The following is a 14,668-nucleotide window of genomic DNA, read 5'->3' on the forward strand; positions in this document are numbered from 1 at the left end:
CCGACGACGATTTCTTCGAAGAGGAATACACTCCAGGCGAGGCCGACGGTGGCATGTTCGGTGATCTGCCGGCCAAGAAAGCCCAGCACTTCTGGCCCTCCGCGAAACGGCTGATGGGCCTGCTGAAGCCCGAGCGGGCCGGCATCACCGCCGTGCTGGCGATGGTGACGGTCGCCGTCGTCCTCAACGTCATTGCGCCCCGGATCCTCGGCCAGGCGATGGACGTGATCTTCGCGGGGGTGGTGGGCAAGCAGCTTCCTGCCGGGGCCAGCAAGGATCAGTTCGTCGAAGGACTGCGCGCCCAGGGCGAGAACAACTTCGCGGACATGCTTTCCAGGATGGATCTCATCCCCGGCGTGGGCGTTGACTTCCAGAAGCTCGCCTACCTCATCAGCGTGGTGCTGGTGATGTACTTCGTCGCCAACATCTTCCTGTGGCTACAGGGCTATGTGCTCAACGTGCTGGTCATGCGGGTGGTCCGCACGCTGCGCGATGACACCGAGAAGAAGCTGAACAAGCTCCCGCTGAACTACTTTGACACCCGCCAACGCGGGGACATCCTGTCCCGCGTCACCAACGATGTGGACAACATCCAGCAGGCACTGCAGCAGGCCTTCGCCCAGCTGGTGAACTCCGCGCTGACGGTCATCGGCATCGTGATCATGATGTTCATCGTGTCCTGGCAGCTGGCCCTGATCGCCCTGGTGGCGTTGCCGCTCTCGGCGGTGGCCGCCGGCATCATAGGTTCCCGCAGCCAGAAGCTTTTCGCGTCCCAGTGGAAGAACACAGGGGAGCTCAACGGCCAGATCGAGGAGTCCTTCTCCGGGCACGACCTGGTCCGCGTGTTCGGCCGCGACGCCGATATGCTGGCCCGCTTCGACGAACGGAACGAGGCGCTCTACAAGGCCAGCTTCGGGGCGCAGTTCGTCTCCGGCATGATCATGCCGGTCATGCAATTCGTGTCCTACCTCAGCTACGTGGGGATCGCCGTCGTCGGCGGGCTGCGCGTCGCCTCCGGCAGCATGAGCCTGGGCGACGCCACCGCATTCATCCAGTACTCCCGCGAATTCACCCAGCCGCTGGGACAGATGGCGGGCATGGCGAACATGCTTCAGTCCGGCGTCGCCTCCGCGGAGCGGGTGTTCGAGTTCCTCGACGCCGAGGAACAGGACGCCGAGACCGCCACCGAGCAACTGCCGGCCAAGACTGACGGGCACGTCGATTTCCGGCACGTCACCTTCAGCTATACCCCGGACAAACCGCTGATCGAGGACCTGTCCTTCACTGCCGAGCCCGGGCATACCGTGGCGATCGTCGGCCCCACCGGGGCCGGCAAGACCACCCTGGTGAACCTCGTGATGCGTTTCTATGAACTCAGCGGCGGCAGCATTACGCTCGACGGCGTGGACGTCACCCAATTAAGCCGTGCGGAGCTGCGTGCCAAGATCGGCATGGTCCTGCAGGACGCCTGGCTGTTCGGCGGCACCATCTACGACAACATCCGGTACGGCAAGCTGGACGCCACCGAGGAGCACGTGATGGAGGCGGCGAAGGCCACATTCGTGGACCGCTTCGTCCGGGCGCTCCCGGACGGGTACAACACGATCATCGATGAGGAAGGCAACAACGTCAGCGCCGGCGAGAAGCAGCTGATCACCATCGCCCGGGCCTTCGTGGCGAACCCCTCGCTGCTGATCCTGGACGAGGCGACCAGCTCGGTGGACACCCGCACGGAGGTGCTGGTCCAGAAAGCCATGGCGGCGCTGCGCACCGAGCGAACGAGCTTCGTGATCGCCCACCGCCTCTCCACCATCCGCGACGCCGACACCATCCTGGTGATGGAAGATGGCCGCATCGTGGAGCAGGGCCGGCACGCCGAACTGCTGGAGCTGAAGGGCGCGTACTACCGCCTGTACATGTCCCAGTTCGCCGGCGAGGACGCAGACGATGTGCTCGAAAATGATGCGACGGCGGTGCACAGCTGAGCGCCGCCGGCCCGGCCGGTTCAGACGCACGGCGCATCGAGGTGCAGGTCCCGATGCGCTGGGGCGACATGGACGCCTACGGCCACATCAACAACGTGCAGATTGTCCGGATCCTGGAGGAAGCCCGCATAGCGGCGTTCGGCCCGCCCCGCGGCTCCGGGATGCCCGGAAGCGAGCCACCGGTGCCGCTCTTCAACGAAATCCCGGCAGGCGTCCTGGCGCTCGTGGTGGAGCATAGGATCCGCTACGTCAAAACGCTCGAGTACCGCAATATACCGGCGGTCGTGGTGCTGTGGATTGGCGCGGTGAAAGGTGCCAGCTTCGACATTCACTACCTCGTGCAGGACCCGGTGACCCGGGAGGACTGCGTCCGGGCCACGAGCCACCTGGCCTTTGTGGAGGAGGCCACCGGGCGGGTGTTGCGGCTGACCGCGGAGCAGAAGGACAGGCTCTCGCCGTTCATGGCGGTCCACCCGGTCCCGGCCGCAGAGTTGACCAACCCGGTCCCCTAGCCTCTACCTCGGTGCACTGGCCAGCCCTAGAATGAACCACCCGGAACACATGGCCCCGCGAAGTAAGGAGCACAGATCATGGTGAACAAGAGCAAGAAGAACGCGAAGAAGAAGAGCTGGAAGGAACTCTCACCGATGGCGAAGTTCGGCACCGTCGCGGCGGCGGTGGTTCAGCTCTCGCTCCTGGTCGCGGCGCAGCGGGATATCTCGCGCCGCCCGGCCGCGCAGATCCGCGGCAGCAAGGCGATGTGGCGGATGGCCACCCTGGCCAACTTCATCGGCCCGGTCAGCTACTTCACGTTCGGAATCATCAGGCCGCCGGCCGGCAAATAGCCGCCGGATTGCGGCCGGACGGCGGGCAAAGAGCGGGCAAAGAGCCGGCAGACAGCCGCGCCACGGCCGCCGCCGGGGATTCAGTCCCGGATCCAGGCAAAATCTACTGCGCAGTAACTCTAAAGCCCCCGATGATGCGGGCGTCCAGCTTAAGCCTGTAAATTGAAGGTATGACCCCAACCCAAAAGCCTGCCATGCACCGCGCCCTCGGCATCTCCAAGGAGATCGAAGACGCGGCGTGGTTTGTCTTGGGGCCGGGACTGCACGGAAAACCGTCGGCTCTGGACGGCCGCACCAAGACGTGGACGGTCCAGGCTGCCGCGGAGTTGCTGGAACGCCTCGAGCGCGGGGTTCCCGATTCCAAGGCGCCCATGATGACCAACCTCCGGCAGAACCTGGGGGATGCCACTCGGGGTGCCAAGCAGTTGGCCGTCGAGCTGTTGTTCCTCCAGTCACTGCCGCTGGCGCACGAGGTGAAATCGCTCAAGGTCAAGCGCGCGCGTGTGGCCGAGGCGGCATCCTGGCTGGAGCCGCCGCTGGAACTTCCCGGCGAGCTGTACGCGGGTATGACGGACCACGGAGTCATCCGGGACCGCACCGCGGAGTTCAACTGGACCATCTGGGACCACCTGAAATGGCTCTGCCGTTTTGTGCAGCACGTCGCCCAGCGGCCCGGCGGCACCGTGGCCGCCGCGGTCAAGGATCCGCTGGCGTTCCACCAACTGGTTGCCGGTACTCCCGGCGACCAGCCGGCCATCCGCCGGAGCATCGAATTCCTGGTCTGGCCCAGCTACTTCGAACCCGTGGTGGCCGACGTTGAACGCCAGGAAATCCGGGATGCCTTTGCCTCCCTCGTGGGCGGCGCCAAGGGCGACAGCGACGAGGAAATCTCCGCGGACATCCACCGGATCCGGCTGCACCTGGACGAGCAGGCCGGACAGCGCATCGACTGGTACTCCCGGCAACTCGTGAGCCAATGGCGGAAGGTGGGCGACCCCGGCCGCCGGGCCTGGCTCCTGCGCACCCACCACGACAACGCCGAGTTGCTCACAGTCTGGCAAGCCGGCGAGGCGGTGACGCTCGACGTCGAGCACCTGCGCCTGCTCGACCCCGGCGTCACCGCCGGGCTGGTCCAGCGTGCCGTGGATGAGGATTACAAGCACCTCGGCTACGTGGAACGCGAGGACACCAAAACCGCCGTCTTCGCGTTCCTGACCGTGATGAAGCCCGGCGACCTGACCCTGTACCAGAACTCCGGATCCGTCCGGGTGGGCGTGGTCCTCGGTGAGCCCGGGCACCACGGGGACAACCGGCGGCTGCGCCGAAAGGTCCGCTGGTTCGACGAAACCCATGACATGACCGAGCTGCCCCGGCACGTGCAGCGGCAGCTCGCCACCTCCGGCATCATCGTGGACGTCACCCGCGTCATCCAGGCGCTGGAGGCGCTCCTGCCGGCCGAGGCGGAAGCCGAGCCCGGCGACGGCGCCGAGCCGAACGCCGTCGTCGAACCGGTCTGCGAAGGATTCCGCCCGCTGACACCGGAGTTCGCGGCGTCCCTGCACATGGACCTGGAGCCGCTGCAGGAAATCGCCGAACTGCTGGAGGAGAACCGCCAGCTGGTGCTTTACGGACCACCCGGAACAGGCAAGACGTACCTCGCCAAGCACCTGGCCGCCCAGTTGGCCGGCGACCCCACGGACGAACGCGTGAAGCTCGTGCAGTTCCACCCCTCCTACGCTTACGAGGACTTCTTCGAGGGCTTCCGTCCCGACAAGACGGAGGAGGGGCAGGTGTCCTTCAAGCTCGTCGCCGGGCCGCTGCGCCGGATTGCCGAAGAGGCTGCCAAGCCCGGCAATGAGAGCAAGCCGTACTTCCTGATCATCGATGAGATGAACCGGGCGAACCTCGCGAAGGTCTTCGGCGAGCTCTACTTCCTGCTCGAATACCGCGATGACCGGATCTACCTGCAGTACAGCCCCAACGAGCCGTTCACGCTGCCGGACAACCTGTACATCATCGGCACCATGAACACCGCGGACCGCTCCATCGCGATGATGGATGCCGCCATCCGCCGCCGCTTCTCCTTCATTGAGCTGCACCCGAAGACCGAGCCGGTGAAGGGCTCGCTGTTGCGGTTCCTGCAGGCCCGGGACCTGGATACGACGCCGGCCTTCCTGATGGACGCGCTCAACGACGCGATCGACGAGTGGGACCGGGACCTGATGATCGGACCGTCGTACTTCATGAAACCGTCCGCCCAGACGCCGAAGGGGTTGCGCCGGATCTGGAAGTACGAGCTGATGCCGCTGCTCGAGGAGCACTACCACGGTCAGCTCAACCGGGCCCAGCTGGAGGAGCGGTTCGGGCTGGACCAACTGCTCGCCCGCCTTGCGCGCGTCTAGCCCGGCGGCCGTCGCGCCGGTACGGGCCACGCAGCCCGGGCTTGACGCCTCGCCGGTCCGGCGGATCGTCCTGGACGAGCTCTCGGTCGGTGTTGTGGAGCGGCTCGATCCGGGCAGCGCCGCGTACGTCAACGGCAGCGGTCTGGCCAGGGCTTCGCCAATGGGCATGGGCCTGTACCGGATTGAACCGGTGGGGAAGGTCGGCTCGGTGCGCACCCCGACGGTCCAGCTTGAGGTGCGACCGAAGGAGCGGCTCAACCTCGGCCGGCTGCTGTTCCTGCTCGGCTACGCGGGGGATCAGGGATTCCGCGAGGATTCCGTCGCCGCCGTCGAGGAGCCGGAGCTGTGGAGCGCGCTCGCCGAGTCGCTGGCGCAGCTCGCGGACCGTGCGTTCAGCCGCGGGGTGCTGCAGGGCTACCTCACCGTGGACGAATCGCTGCGGACGGTCAAGGGCCGGATCCGAATCTCGGACCAGATCTCCCGCCGGCCCGGCATGCTGGTGCCGCTCGAGGTGTCCTACGACGAGTTCACCGAGGACATCGCCGAGAACCGCATCCTGCGGGCCGCGCTGGAACGGATGTCCCGGGTCCCGGGGGTGCGCCCGGAAGTACTCAGCCGCCTGCGCCAGCTCAAAGGCAAGCTCGCTGCCGTGACCCGCCTGCAGTCCGGCGCCCCGCTGCCGGTGTGGCGTGCCAACCGGATGAACACCCGCTACCACGCTGCCCTCCGGCTCGCCGAAGTGATCCTGCGCAATGCCTCGGCGGAGGCGGGCGACGGCAGGCAACAGTCGGCGTCGTTTGTGGTGGACATGTCCAAAGTTTTTGAGGACTTTGTCGGGACGGCGCTGCGGGAAGCCATGGAAACCTACCCGGGTGAGATGCGGCTGCGGTACAGCGCCCTGTTCAACGAGGCCGTCCGTGACTCGGACCGGATCGTTGTGCAACCCGGCGCGGTCCATTTGCTCGGCGGGCGGCCGGTGATGGTCTACGACGCCAGGTATCAGGCCGCGGCCGACGTCGGGGCGTCACCTACGGCGGACCACTACCGGATGCTGGCCTACTGCACCTCGCTTCGGGTACCGACGGCGTGGCTGATCTACCCGGGCGCAGGAGAAATCAAGCTGCGTCGGATCCTCAACACCGATATCGACATCGTGGAGTTCCCGCTGGACCTGTCCCGGCCGCCGTCGGAAATCCTCGCTTCCGTGGCTGACCTCGCGCAGCAGTCCTGGGGCGAAGTGGTGCGTCAGGCCGGCAGTGGCCGCTGAGCATGACCGGCCGCCGGCGGAACTAGGCTGATGCGTCCTGACGGACCGGCATCGACAGCAGGTGACTCAGGAGCGCCTTCTCCGGCTTGCCCGGGTTATCCGCGACATGCCAACGAAGTTTTTCTCGCACCTCCGCCTCTTCGGGCTTGGTGTCAGCGAGAATCGCATCAATGATCGCGCCCACCTGCTGACGCAAGGGTTCGAGATCAGGATCGACTTCAGCGGAGCGCCGGAAATTCTGGATTCGGGAAACTGGCGATGATCTTGGCCGTGATGCTGAGGTTCTCAGCGACTCATTCGACATCAGCAAGTGCGGCATCTGGCGCTCTCCCGTAGGTGTAGTTATACGAGTAAATCTGGACCAATCAGAGTCCAAGTCCCCGAATTGGAATTCTACCCGAGACAGACCACTCTGTCTTGTCTTTGGGCTAAGATATTTTTGATGTCTCTTTCAACGAATTCCGGAGCTGCAACGTCCCCGCCGCTTACCGTGGCTGACGGCGAGCGCCCTGCCGTGGCCGGCCGGTCTGCGCCAGGTGCTGCGCCAGGCGTGCCGGGTCCAGGCGTGCGGGAGCGGATTCTCGCGGTTGCCTACGAATTGTTTTCCCGGCGGGGAGTCCGCGGCGTCGGGGTCAACGAATTGATCAGCCGCTCCGGCGTGGCGAAGGCAACCTTCTACCGGCATTTCGCATCAAAGGACGAGCTGGTCCTGGCCTTCTTGGAACGCCGGGATCAGCAGTGGACCGTAGACATGATCATCTCCGAGGCCCGGCTCAGGGGAGACACCCCCCAGGAGCAGCTGCTGGCGATCTTCGATGTGTTCGCCGACTGGTTCGCACGCGAGGATTTCGAGGCCTGCTCGTTCGTCAATATCCTGCTCGAGATGGGGGCCGACCACCCGCTCGGCCGGGCCAGCATCGACTACCTCGCGAGGATCCGCGGCCACGTGCAGCAGCTTGCCCAAGAGGCAGGCCTTCGCGATCCGGCGAATTTCTCCCGCTCCTGGCACATCCTCATGAAGGGTTCGATTGTCTCCGCCGCCGAGGGAGACCTTGCCGCGGCCGGCCGTGCCCGCCAAATGGCCGGCTGGCTGATCGACCACCACCGGGGCTAGTTTCCCGGGGTGGGGTCAGCTGCCCGCGCCCGAAGGAATGCGTCCAACTGCTGCTCCAGCGCCGACCGGTCCCTCAGTTCGCATTCCCAGACGGTGAGGACCTCCCAGCCTGCGCTTTCCAGCTGACGGCGCTGGTCGGCGTCGCGGTTCCTGGTGCGGGTCCGCTTGGATTCCCAGAATTCGACGTTGGATTTGGGTGCGTGTTGCCCGACGCGGCAATCGTGGAAGTGCCAGAAGCAGCCGTTGACGAAGATGACTTTGTGGCGGCCCGCGAACACCAGATCCGGGTTGCCGGGGAGCCGTCCGCCACGCGCGGTGCCGTGCAGCCGGTACCGGTAGCCCTTGGCATGCAATAGCCGTCGAACCAGCAACTCCGGCTTTGTGTTCTTCCCCCGGATACGGGACATGTTCCAACTGCGCCGCTCCGGCGACAGCTTGTCCGCCATGGTTTAATTCTAGGCGGGCCAGATGGGGCTAGATCTCGCGCTCGGGATGTTCGCCGAACTTGAAGTGACGGCCGGTCGTGGAGGTCGGCTCGATCTCGACGTAGTAGTCCTTCAACGTCGGTACCCAGGGCTTGAGCCCCAGGGCCTCAGCGGCTGCGATGTCGGCGGACTGGTCCAGCACCCGGGCGGTGCCGCGGAGGACCACGGACCAGGCCTCGTCGGACAGGATGCCGTCCGTTTCGAAGAGCACCTTGGAGTTGATGGTCAGCTGGGCGAGTTTGTTGCCGGGCGCCGTACGGAGGTAGAGCTTCCTGTCGCTCACCGCGTAGTTCACCGGGAAAATATCGGGTTCTCCGGCCACAGTGACCACGAGCCTGCCGTGTTTGGTGCCCTCAATCACTTTCCAGATCTGCTCTTCGTCGAGGTTGAGAATGGGATTGTCGTCTGCGTGTTCGAACATCATGGCTTCATTGTTCTGGCCCGTGTAGAAAAGCGCCAGTGGCTTACGGGGGAAAGTCGGCGTGCGTCGACTGTATTTGCTTCGCGCCCGAAAGAGGGGCGCTAAATTGTCGGCACCCCTTCATACCCTGATGTTGTTCGCATTTCATCGGTATCCAGCGGCGGGCGCCTCCGGGCATTCCGTCGCAAGAAATCGATGACCCTGCGTGTCTATTGGGGGCGCCAGGGATCGGACACTCGCATCGCCAGGCGCATGCCTGGCCATCAACATGGGGTAATTATGACTACTTTCAATTCACAGGGCACTCCGCCCGCCGCGGCAACCGCTACGGCTCCCGAGCAGCCCGTGGTCTCAGCGCCTGCTCCGCGCGGCAACGGCTGGGGCGTTGCCGCGCTCGTGCTCGGCATCGTGGCTGTCGTTTTCTCCTTCATCCCCGTTATGGGCGCCGTGGCCTTTGTCCTGGGACCGTTGGCCGTCCTCTTCGGCATCATCGGCGCCACCCGCAAGTTCGCCAAGAAGGGAACGGTCGTGGCCGGGCTGGTCCTGGGCATTCTCAGCATTGTCATTGCGGCGATCTGGATGGCGGTCCTGTCTGCGGCGGTTTCCTCGGCCGATCAGGCACTGAATTCGGAGCACAGGGTGGAATTCGTTGTAACCACAAACGGCAAGGCCTCGGTCAGTTACTGGACCAGCGGCGGAACTTCCACCGAGGACATCGCTGCGGAGTGGAAGAAGGACCAGACCGTGAAAAACTCGGACTTCCTCTCCCTGGTGGTGACAGGGGACTACGCCAACGCCGCGGCCACTGTCGGCTGCGAGATCATCTTCGACGGTGTCTCCATCTCGAAGAACTCCGGTGCAGGTCAGGGCGCCATGGCTTCCTGCAGCGGCTCGGGACTGGGCGCCGGCAAGAAGAAGTAACCGGCACTACCGGCTGCCGGCCAGCGACGGCGACTACCGGGGCGGCGGCGGCAGGGCGCATCTGTGCGGGCATTCCCGCCGGAGGCGTCCTGCTGCCATTGCTGTTGCGGGTGAATCTGGAGCCTGTGGATAACCTTGACGTCTAAAATGTGACGTCGGTTACTCTTAGTTCATTGTTGGTTTTAGGCGTCTTGATTTTCTATCGGGGGGAATAGCTGACCATGACATCTCGCAGTTCGATCGCCGGCCGCTGGCGCGCTTTCGCCGGCGTCTTCCTTGCTTCGTCCCTGCTGCTGGTCACTGCCTGCAGCGGCGGCGGAACAACGCCTGGGGCGACGGCTGCCCCAGAGTCATCTAGACCATCGGCGGCGACGTCGGCGAGTCCCAGCGCCACACCCACACCCACGGCCAGCTACAAACCGGCCGATGCCTCAGGAAAAGCCCAGAACGTCCCGGTGCCGGAACTGCCGGAGGCGGCTAAGGCGGAGACGAAGGAAGGGCTCGAGGCCTTCGCGAGGTACTGGTATCAGCTCCTCAACTACGGGTATGAAACGGGTGACCTATCGCGTATCGGGGCTATTTCGAGTTCGGCATGCGCCCTCTGTGGGAAAGTGTTTCCGGGCATCGAAAAGTGGAACTCTGAAGGACGATGGATAGTCGGAGCCACCGTAAATGTACATGCCGTTCAGTCGACATTTGTCCGCACCGATGAGGGCGACTTTCAGGTTGCCATTCAGTCGCAGCAAAGAGTCGGGTGGCTGAAAAATGCGGATGGCACGGACGCTCAGACAGTTTCGGAATCTGGGATGTTGGGTGACTTGTTGGTGGCGCGATATGAAAAGGGAAACTGGACCGTTCAGAACGTCGACCGGCTCGGCGGCTAGGCCATGAATCTCAAGCGAACCTTGTCGCGACTGGCGATCGGGATCGTTTTGATCGGGGCAACGCTGGTCGCTACACCCACAATTGCAGTCGCCGACGATTCGGAAGTTTCGTGGACGAAGTCCGGCCTCGGTATCTGGCGCTTTGACGCCGGGGCGGGCGTGTGGGTCGACACTCCAGGGATGGTGGCAGAGGACCCCAATGTCTACAAGTTCGAGTATCTGTGCCTCGATGAAGGCAATAACAATTTCGATATCGCATGCTTGGCATCGGCTGTGAGGTGTGATCAAGGTGAGGCTGGACGACCTGTCCGATGGTTCTCTTCACTCCGAGTATTCTTGCCACCGATTTGGAGCCGTATCGCCCCAGACCGTTGCGTCTATCTAGAAGATCCCGACGATGTCCTGGGCAAGATCGCTGCCCAGATACAAACGAAATTCCAGCAATTGCCTGTCAGGCCAGGCGAGTCTGTCATGCAGCCTAGCCCCCACACCCTGATAGGTGCCGAGACGAACTTCTATGCTGAGGCATCCGAGCAGGCGTTCACCGTCGAAATGCTCGGTCAGAGTGTTGCCGTCGTCGCCAAGCCGGTGCAGTACACCTGGAGCTACGGTGACGGCGCCTCAGCCGGCCCCCAGACAGCGGCCGGTGGCCCTCTGCCACCGGATCGTTGGGGCGAAAAGACGGCGACCAGCCATGTCTACACTCAGACCGGGGACTTCTCTGCGGTCCTGACGACCCATTTCCAGGGCACCTACTCCGTCAACGGCGGTCCGCCGCTGCCCATTCCGGGCCAGGGAACATTCAGCTCGCCGCCGCAGACCGTCAGCGTCTGGCGGTCGATTACCCGGAACTACGCTGACGATTGCCTCCGGAACCCTCAAGGTCAAGGCTGTCCCGGCGTCGCGCCGCCCCCGGCCTAGTGTTGAGTCGGTGGTCTGCGGCCGGGAAGTCCCAGATGACGAAGGAGCCGGAGTTTGTGGCTAGGCTCGCAGCTCGCGGTCCACCCGCTCCATCCGCGCGCTCACCAGCTGAACTCTTGGATCAAAGGGCCCGATCAGCTTCGCCGCAGCGGCCGCCGCCTCCGTGTCGGAGGAGCCCATGTCGCTGGTGCACCATTGCAGGATCAACCGGGCGTCCCCGCTGGCGCGAACGGACGCACCGACGGCTACGTTGAGCTCATCGCGCATAAAACCGATGGAAAGGTTCAGCGAACGGTTGAGCAGTTTCGCCGGATAGGCTGCAAACGCCTCGCCAACCCGGCCCTCCCGCAAATGGCCCGCCACATCCGAGGCATCCGTAACGACTCTGACGGCGGAAGAGAAACGGTAGGGGTTCGCTTCGACCACGTTGCCCACGGTGCTTCGTATTCGGTGCATCTCCGTCCGGATTGTCGCGCCGGTGCCCTCGTCGCCGTGGATCTCGTAGGCGAGCTCATCGGCGCTCCACCCCTGGGCACGAGACGCCAGCAGGGCCAGGATCTCGGCGCGGCGCAGTGTAATTGGACGAAGGGCGCCGCCGTCGATCGCCGCCGACGGTGCGTCTCCAAGGAGCCGCAGCGTCAGCTGAGACTGGGCGCCGCCGTCGCGCGGTGTCCGGTCGTCACGTCGTAGCGGCTGCCCACGACGCCAGATGCGGCCGTCGGGAGGCGCAGTCGATTTCAGCAGCTCCTCTGCAAGCCGCACCCCACACCGCACCAGCCGTAGACTGTCCGGCGTGACGGATTCGAATGGGCCGGAAACGTCCAGGACGCCGATGACTTCGCCCGTCAAAGGGTCACGAATCGGAGATGCGGTGCAGGCCCAATCGTGATGGGTCCGCACGAGGTGTTCGGCTGAGAAGAGTTGAGCCGGGGCGCCGGTCACCAAGGCTTCGCTGATGGCGTTGGTGCCGACGCCGGATTCGGACCAATCGGCTCCTTCCACGAATTCCAGCGAATCCGCGAGTTTCAATGCCTGTTTGCTGCCGATGCGCCACAGCACCTCGCCCTCATGATCCGTGACGATCAGCAGGTGGCGCCCGGTCGCAGTCTCATCGGCAAGCAGGTGCGACAGGGCGGGCATCACGGCGGCCAGCCGATGGCCTGCACTGAGCGAGCGAGCCTCGGAAACTTCGTGCCGGTGGACCGGGCGGTGCTGGTCCGGATTGATGCCCGACGCGAGGGAACGCTGCCAGGACTTGGCCAGTGACGGCGATAGGTGCGGATTCGGGGTGCCGGAAATTGTGGACTCGTGCGCGTCCCGGAGCGTTCGGGCGTATTCTGCCGGCGCAGAAAACCTGAGGTCTGAGAGCGGCGTGATGGAGCTAGTGCCCTGTCGCATGCTCAGTCTCCCAACTCGCCCTCGAATCGTCGCATTCGGTTCGCTCCCGTCAATCCTCGACCAGCGCAAGCGCCGGCCAACAACGTGAGAGCTCCGTGTAACCCGATTGTAACCCCCCGCGACCTTTACTTGTGATGCGGGTCACTGCATGGCCTGAACGCCATGCAACGGGAGCGGCCCACAGTTAGCAACGGAAAGAGGAAACATGTCTGAGACACCAAACGGCGTCGTCCGGGCCTGGTTGGCGCAGTTCGATGAGGCGCTGCGCAGCCACAACATGGACGCCACCCTTGAGCTATTCGACGACGATTCGTACTGGCGCGACTTCGTCTCTTTCACCTGGAACCTCAAGACCCTTGAGGGCAAAGAAGACATCCGACGGATGCTCGATGCGACCCTTGACGACGTGCGGCCAAGCAACTGGACCCTCGCCGAGGACGCCACCGGGGATGCCGCCAATAGTGAGGCGTGGGTGAATTTCGAGACCGCCCAGGCCCGGGGTTACGCCCATCTGCGCCTTCGGAACGGCAAGTGCTGGACCCTGCTTACCACCATGCAGGAACTCAAGGGCTTCGAGGAAAAGAAGGGCGCCAACCGGGAGAAGGGGGTCGCGCACGAGATCACCAAGGGCCGCAAATCGTGGTTGGAGCTGAAGGTTGAGCAGGAAGCCCGGCTCGGCTACGAAGACCAGCCCTACACCGTCATCATCGGCGGCGGCCAGGGCGGGATCGGGCTGGGCGCGCGGTTGCGTCGGCTCGGTGTGCCCACCATCATCATCGAAAAGAATGACCGCCCCGGTGACTCCTGGCGCAACCGCTACAAGTCCCTGCACCTCCACGACCCGGTCTGGTATGACCACCTGCCGTACATCAAATTCCCTGACGACTGGCCCGTTTTCGCGGCCAAGGACAAGATCGGCGACTGGCTGGAGCACTACACGCGGATCATGGAACTGAACTACTGGTCCAGCACCGAGTGCACCAGCGCCCGCTTCGACGAATCCTCGCAGGAGTGGGTGGTTGAGGTAGTGCGCGACGGCGAACCGGTCACCCTGCGCCCCAAACAGCTCGTCTTCGCCTTGGGCGTTTCGGGCTACCCCAGCGTCCCCGCGTTCGACGGCGCCGGGTCCTTCCTGGGGGAGCAGTACCACTCGTCCAAGCACCCGGGCGGCGGAGACTGGGCAGGGAAGAAGGCGGTGGTCATCGGCTCCAATAATTCGGCGCACGATATCTGTGCCGATCTCTGGGAGCATGGCGCCGACGTCACCATGGTCCAGCGGTCCTCCACTCACATTGCCCGCAGTGAATCCCTCATGGATCTTGCGCTTGGCGATCTGTACTCGGAGAAGGCGCTGGCCAACGGCGTCACCACCGAAAAAGCCGATCTGCTGTTTGCCTCGTTGCCATACCGGATTCTGCCCGAAGCCCAGATCCCCGTCTATGCGGAGATGGCAGAGCGGGACGCGGAGTTCTACTCCCAGCTGGAGGCCGCCGGTTTCGACCTGGACTTCGGCGTGGACGGCTCCGGTCTTTTCCTCAAGTACCTGAGGCGTGGCTCCGGCTACTACATCGACGTCGGCGCCTCGCAGCTGATCATCGACGGCCGGGTCAAGCTCGCCAACGGCGAGGTCGGCAAAATTACCGGCAACGCCGTGGTGCTGGCCAACGGAACGGAGCTGGACGCCGACGTCATCATTTACGCGACCGGCTATGGGTCGATGAACGGCTGGCTGTCGGACCTGGTCTCACCCGAGGTGGCCGACGCCGTCGGCAAATGCTGGGGTTATGGATCGGACACTCCCAAAGATCCGGGTCCATGGGAGGGAGAACTGCGCAATATGTGGAAGCCCACGAACGTGGAAAGGCTTTGGATTCACGGGGGCAATCTGCACCAGAGCCGCCACTACTCCAACTATCTGGCGCTGCAGCTCAAGGCCAGGATGGAAGGGCTGCCGACTCCGGTCTTCGAGGCTCAGCCGACGCACCACACGCGCTGATAACGACCCAGATCAGGCCACGGCTGTAC

At 64.2% G+C, this 14,668-nt stretch carries 14 protein-coding genes; 10 read left to right on the forward strand and 4 right to left on the reverse strand.

Going from position 1 to position 14,668, the window contains the following annotated elements; genetic code table 11:
• Window positions 1–53: 53 nt before the first annotated feature.
• From ACZYZE_RS08140 to ACZYZE_RS08160, 5 genes are all read left to right on the forward strand, one after another.
• Complete coding sequence (locus tag ACZYZE_RS08140; RefSeq protein ID WP_463907369.1) at window positions 54–1,985, forward strand: ABC transporter ATP-binding protein; 1,932 nt, start codon at window positions 54–56, stop codon at window positions 1,983–1,985.
• A 53-nt stretch (window positions 1,986–2,038) separates the two neighbouring features.
• On the forward strand, window positions 2,039–2,497 hold the full coding sequence (locus tag ACZYZE_RS08145; protein WP_463907370.1) for an acyl-CoA thioesterase: 459 nt from the start codon (window positions 2,039–2,041) through the stop codon (window positions 2,495–2,497).
• A 78-nt stretch (window positions 2,498–2,575) separates the two neighbouring features.
• Entirely contained in the window at window positions 2,576–2,830 is a 255-nt protein-coding gene (locus ACZYZE_RS08150) for a hypothetical protein (protein ID WP_459318864.1), read from the forward strand.
• A 170-nt stretch (window positions 2,831–3,000) separates the two neighbouring features.
• On the forward strand, window positions 3,001–5,232 hold the full coding sequence (locus tag ACZYZE_RS08155) for an McrB family protein (protein WP_463907263.1): 2,232 nt from the start codon (window positions 3,001–3,003) through the stop codon (window positions 5,230–5,232).
• Between the two features lie 70 nt (window positions 5,233–5,302).
• Window positions 5,303–6,499 (forward strand): 5-methylcytosine restriction system specificity protein McrC, encoded by a 1,197-nt coding sequence (locus ACZYZE_RS08160; RefSeq protein ID WP_463907371.1) that lies wholly within the window; start codon window positions 5,303–5,305, stop codon window positions 6,497–6,499.
• Window positions 6,500–6,521: 22 nt separating this feature from the next.
• Here the strand turns inward: ACZYZE_RS08160 and ACZYZE_RS08165 are convergent, their stop codons facing one another.
• A complete protein-coding gene (locus ACZYZE_RS08165; protein ID WP_459318866.1) occupies window positions 6,522–6,818 on the reverse strand; it encodes a hypothetical protein in 297 nt (98 codons plus the stop codon).
• 246 nt (window positions 6,819–7,064) lie between these two features.
• On the opposite strand from ACZYZE_RS08165, the gene ACZYZE_RS08170 reads away from it, so the two are divergent.
• The gene (locus ACZYZE_RS08170) at window positions 7,065–7,613 is read left to right on the forward strand and encodes a TetR/AcrR family transcriptional regulator (RefSeq protein ID WP_463907264.1); all 549 of its coding nucleotides are present in this window, start codon (window positions 7,065–7,067) and stop codon (window positions 7,611–7,613) included.
• On the opposite strand, the gene ACZYZE_RS08175 is transcribed toward ACZYZE_RS08170, so the two are convergent.
• Both ACZYZE_RS08175 and ACZYZE_RS08180 read right to left on the reverse strand, forming a co-directional pair.
• Window positions 7,610–8,059, reverse strand: a complete 450-nt coding sequence (locus ACZYZE_RS08175) for a very short patch repair endonuclease (protein WP_463907265.1) — start codon at window positions 8,057–8,059, stop codon at window positions 7,610–7,612. The two genes, ACZYZE_RS08170 and ACZYZE_RS08175, sit on opposite strands and share 4 nt — an antisense overlap.
• Window positions 8,060–8,087: 28 nt before the next feature.
• On the reverse strand, window positions 8,088–8,522 hold the full coding sequence (locus ACZYZE_RS08180; protein WP_459318869.1) for a pyridoxamine 5'-phosphate oxidase family protein: 435 nt from the start codon (window positions 8,520–8,522) through the stop codon (window positions 8,088–8,090).
• 276 nt (window positions 8,523–8,798) lie between these two features.
• On the opposite strand from ACZYZE_RS08180, the gene ACZYZE_RS08185 reads away from it, so the two are divergent.
• From ACZYZE_RS08185 to ACZYZE_RS08195, 3 genes are all read left to right on the forward strand, one after another.
• Window positions 8,799–9,440 carry a type IV secretion system protein gene (locus tag ACZYZE_RS08185; RefSeq protein ID WP_463907266.1) on the forward strand — a complete coding sequence of 214 codons (642 nt, stop codon included), beginning with the start codon at window positions 8,799–8,801 and terminating at the stop codon, window positions 9,438–9,440.
• A 221-nt stretch (window positions 9,441–9,661) separates the two neighbouring features.
• Window positions 9,662–10,324, forward strand: coding sequence for a DUF6318 family protein (locus ACZYZE_RS08190; protein ID WP_463907267.1), 663 nt, complete (start codon window positions 9,662–9,664; stop codon window positions 10,322–10,324).
• Between the two features lie 3 nt (window positions 10,325–10,327).
• Entirely contained in the window at window positions 10,328–11,245 is a 918-nt protein-coding gene (locus ACZYZE_RS08195; RefSeq protein WP_463907268.1) for a hypothetical protein, read from the forward strand.
• Window positions 11,246–11,305: 60 nt separating this feature from the next.
• On the opposite strand, the gene ACZYZE_RS08200 is transcribed toward ACZYZE_RS08195, so the two are convergent.
• The gene (locus ACZYZE_RS08200) at window positions 11,306–12,643 is read right to left on the reverse strand and encodes a GAF domain-containing protein (protein ID WP_463907269.1); all 1,338 of its coding nucleotides are present in this window, start codon (window positions 12,641–12,643) and stop codon (window positions 11,306–11,308) included.
• Between the two features lie 205 nt (window positions 12,644–12,848).
• Between ACZYZE_RS08200 and ACZYZE_RS08205 the strand changes: the two genes are divergently transcribed.
• Window positions 12,849–14,639: an NAD(P)-binding domain-containing protein gene (locus ACZYZE_RS08205; protein WP_463907270.1), complete on the forward strand. Its 1,791-nt coding sequence runs from the start codon at window positions 12,849–12,851 to the stop codon at window positions 14,637–14,639.
• Window positions 14,640–14,668: the final 29 nt, after the last annotated feature.

This window comes from Pseudarthrobacter woesei, assembly GCF_055412745.1.

Coding starts and splice junctions, on each gene's coding strand:
- ACZYZE_RS08140 (WP_463907369.1), top strand. CDS start 54: ATGTTCGGTGATCTGCCGGCCAAGAAAGCCCAGCACTTCTGGCCCTCC.
- ACZYZE_RS08145 (WP_463907370.1), top strand. CDS start 2,039: ATGCGCTGGGGCGACATGGACGCCTACGGCCACATCAACAACGTGCAG.
- ACZYZE_RS08150 (WP_459318864.1), top strand. CDS start 2,576: ATGGTGAACAAGAGCAAGAAGAACGCGAAGAAGAAGAGCTGGAAGGAA.
- ACZYZE_RS08155 (WP_463907263.1), top strand. CDS start 3,001: ATGACCCCAACCCAAAAGCCTGCCATGCACCGCGCCCTCGGCATCTCC.
- ACZYZE_RS08165 (WP_459318866.1), bottom strand. CDS start 6,818: ATGCCGCACTTGCTGATGTCGAATGAGTCGCTGAGAACCTCAGCATCA.
- ACZYZE_RS08175 (WP_463907265.1), bottom strand. CDS start 8,059: ATGGCGGACAAGCTGTCGCCGGAGCGGCGCAGTTGGAACATGTCCCGT.
- ACZYZE_RS08180 (WP_459318869.1), bottom strand. CDS start 8,522: ATGATGTTCGAACACGCAGACGACAATCCCATTCTCAACCTCGACGAA.
- ACZYZE_RS08185 (WP_463907266.1), top strand. CDS start 8,799: ATGACTACTTTCAATTCACAGGGCACTCCGCCCGCCGCGGCAACCGCT.
- ACZYZE_RS08190 (WP_463907267.1), top strand. CDS start 9,662: ATGACATCTCGCAGTTCGATCGCCGGCCGCTGGCGCGCTTTCGCCGGC.
- ACZYZE_RS08195 (WP_463907268.1), top strand. CDS start 10,328: ATGAATCTCAAGCGAACCTTGTCGCGACTGGCGATCGGGATCGTTTTG.
- ACZYZE_RS08200 (WP_463907269.1), bottom strand. CDS start 12,643: ATGCGACAGGGCACTAGCTCCATCACGCCGCTCTCAGACCTCAGGTTT.
- ACZYZE_RS08205 (WP_463907270.1), top strand. CDS start 12,849: ATGTCTGAGACACCAAACGGCGTCGTCCGGGCCTGGTTGGCGCAGTTC.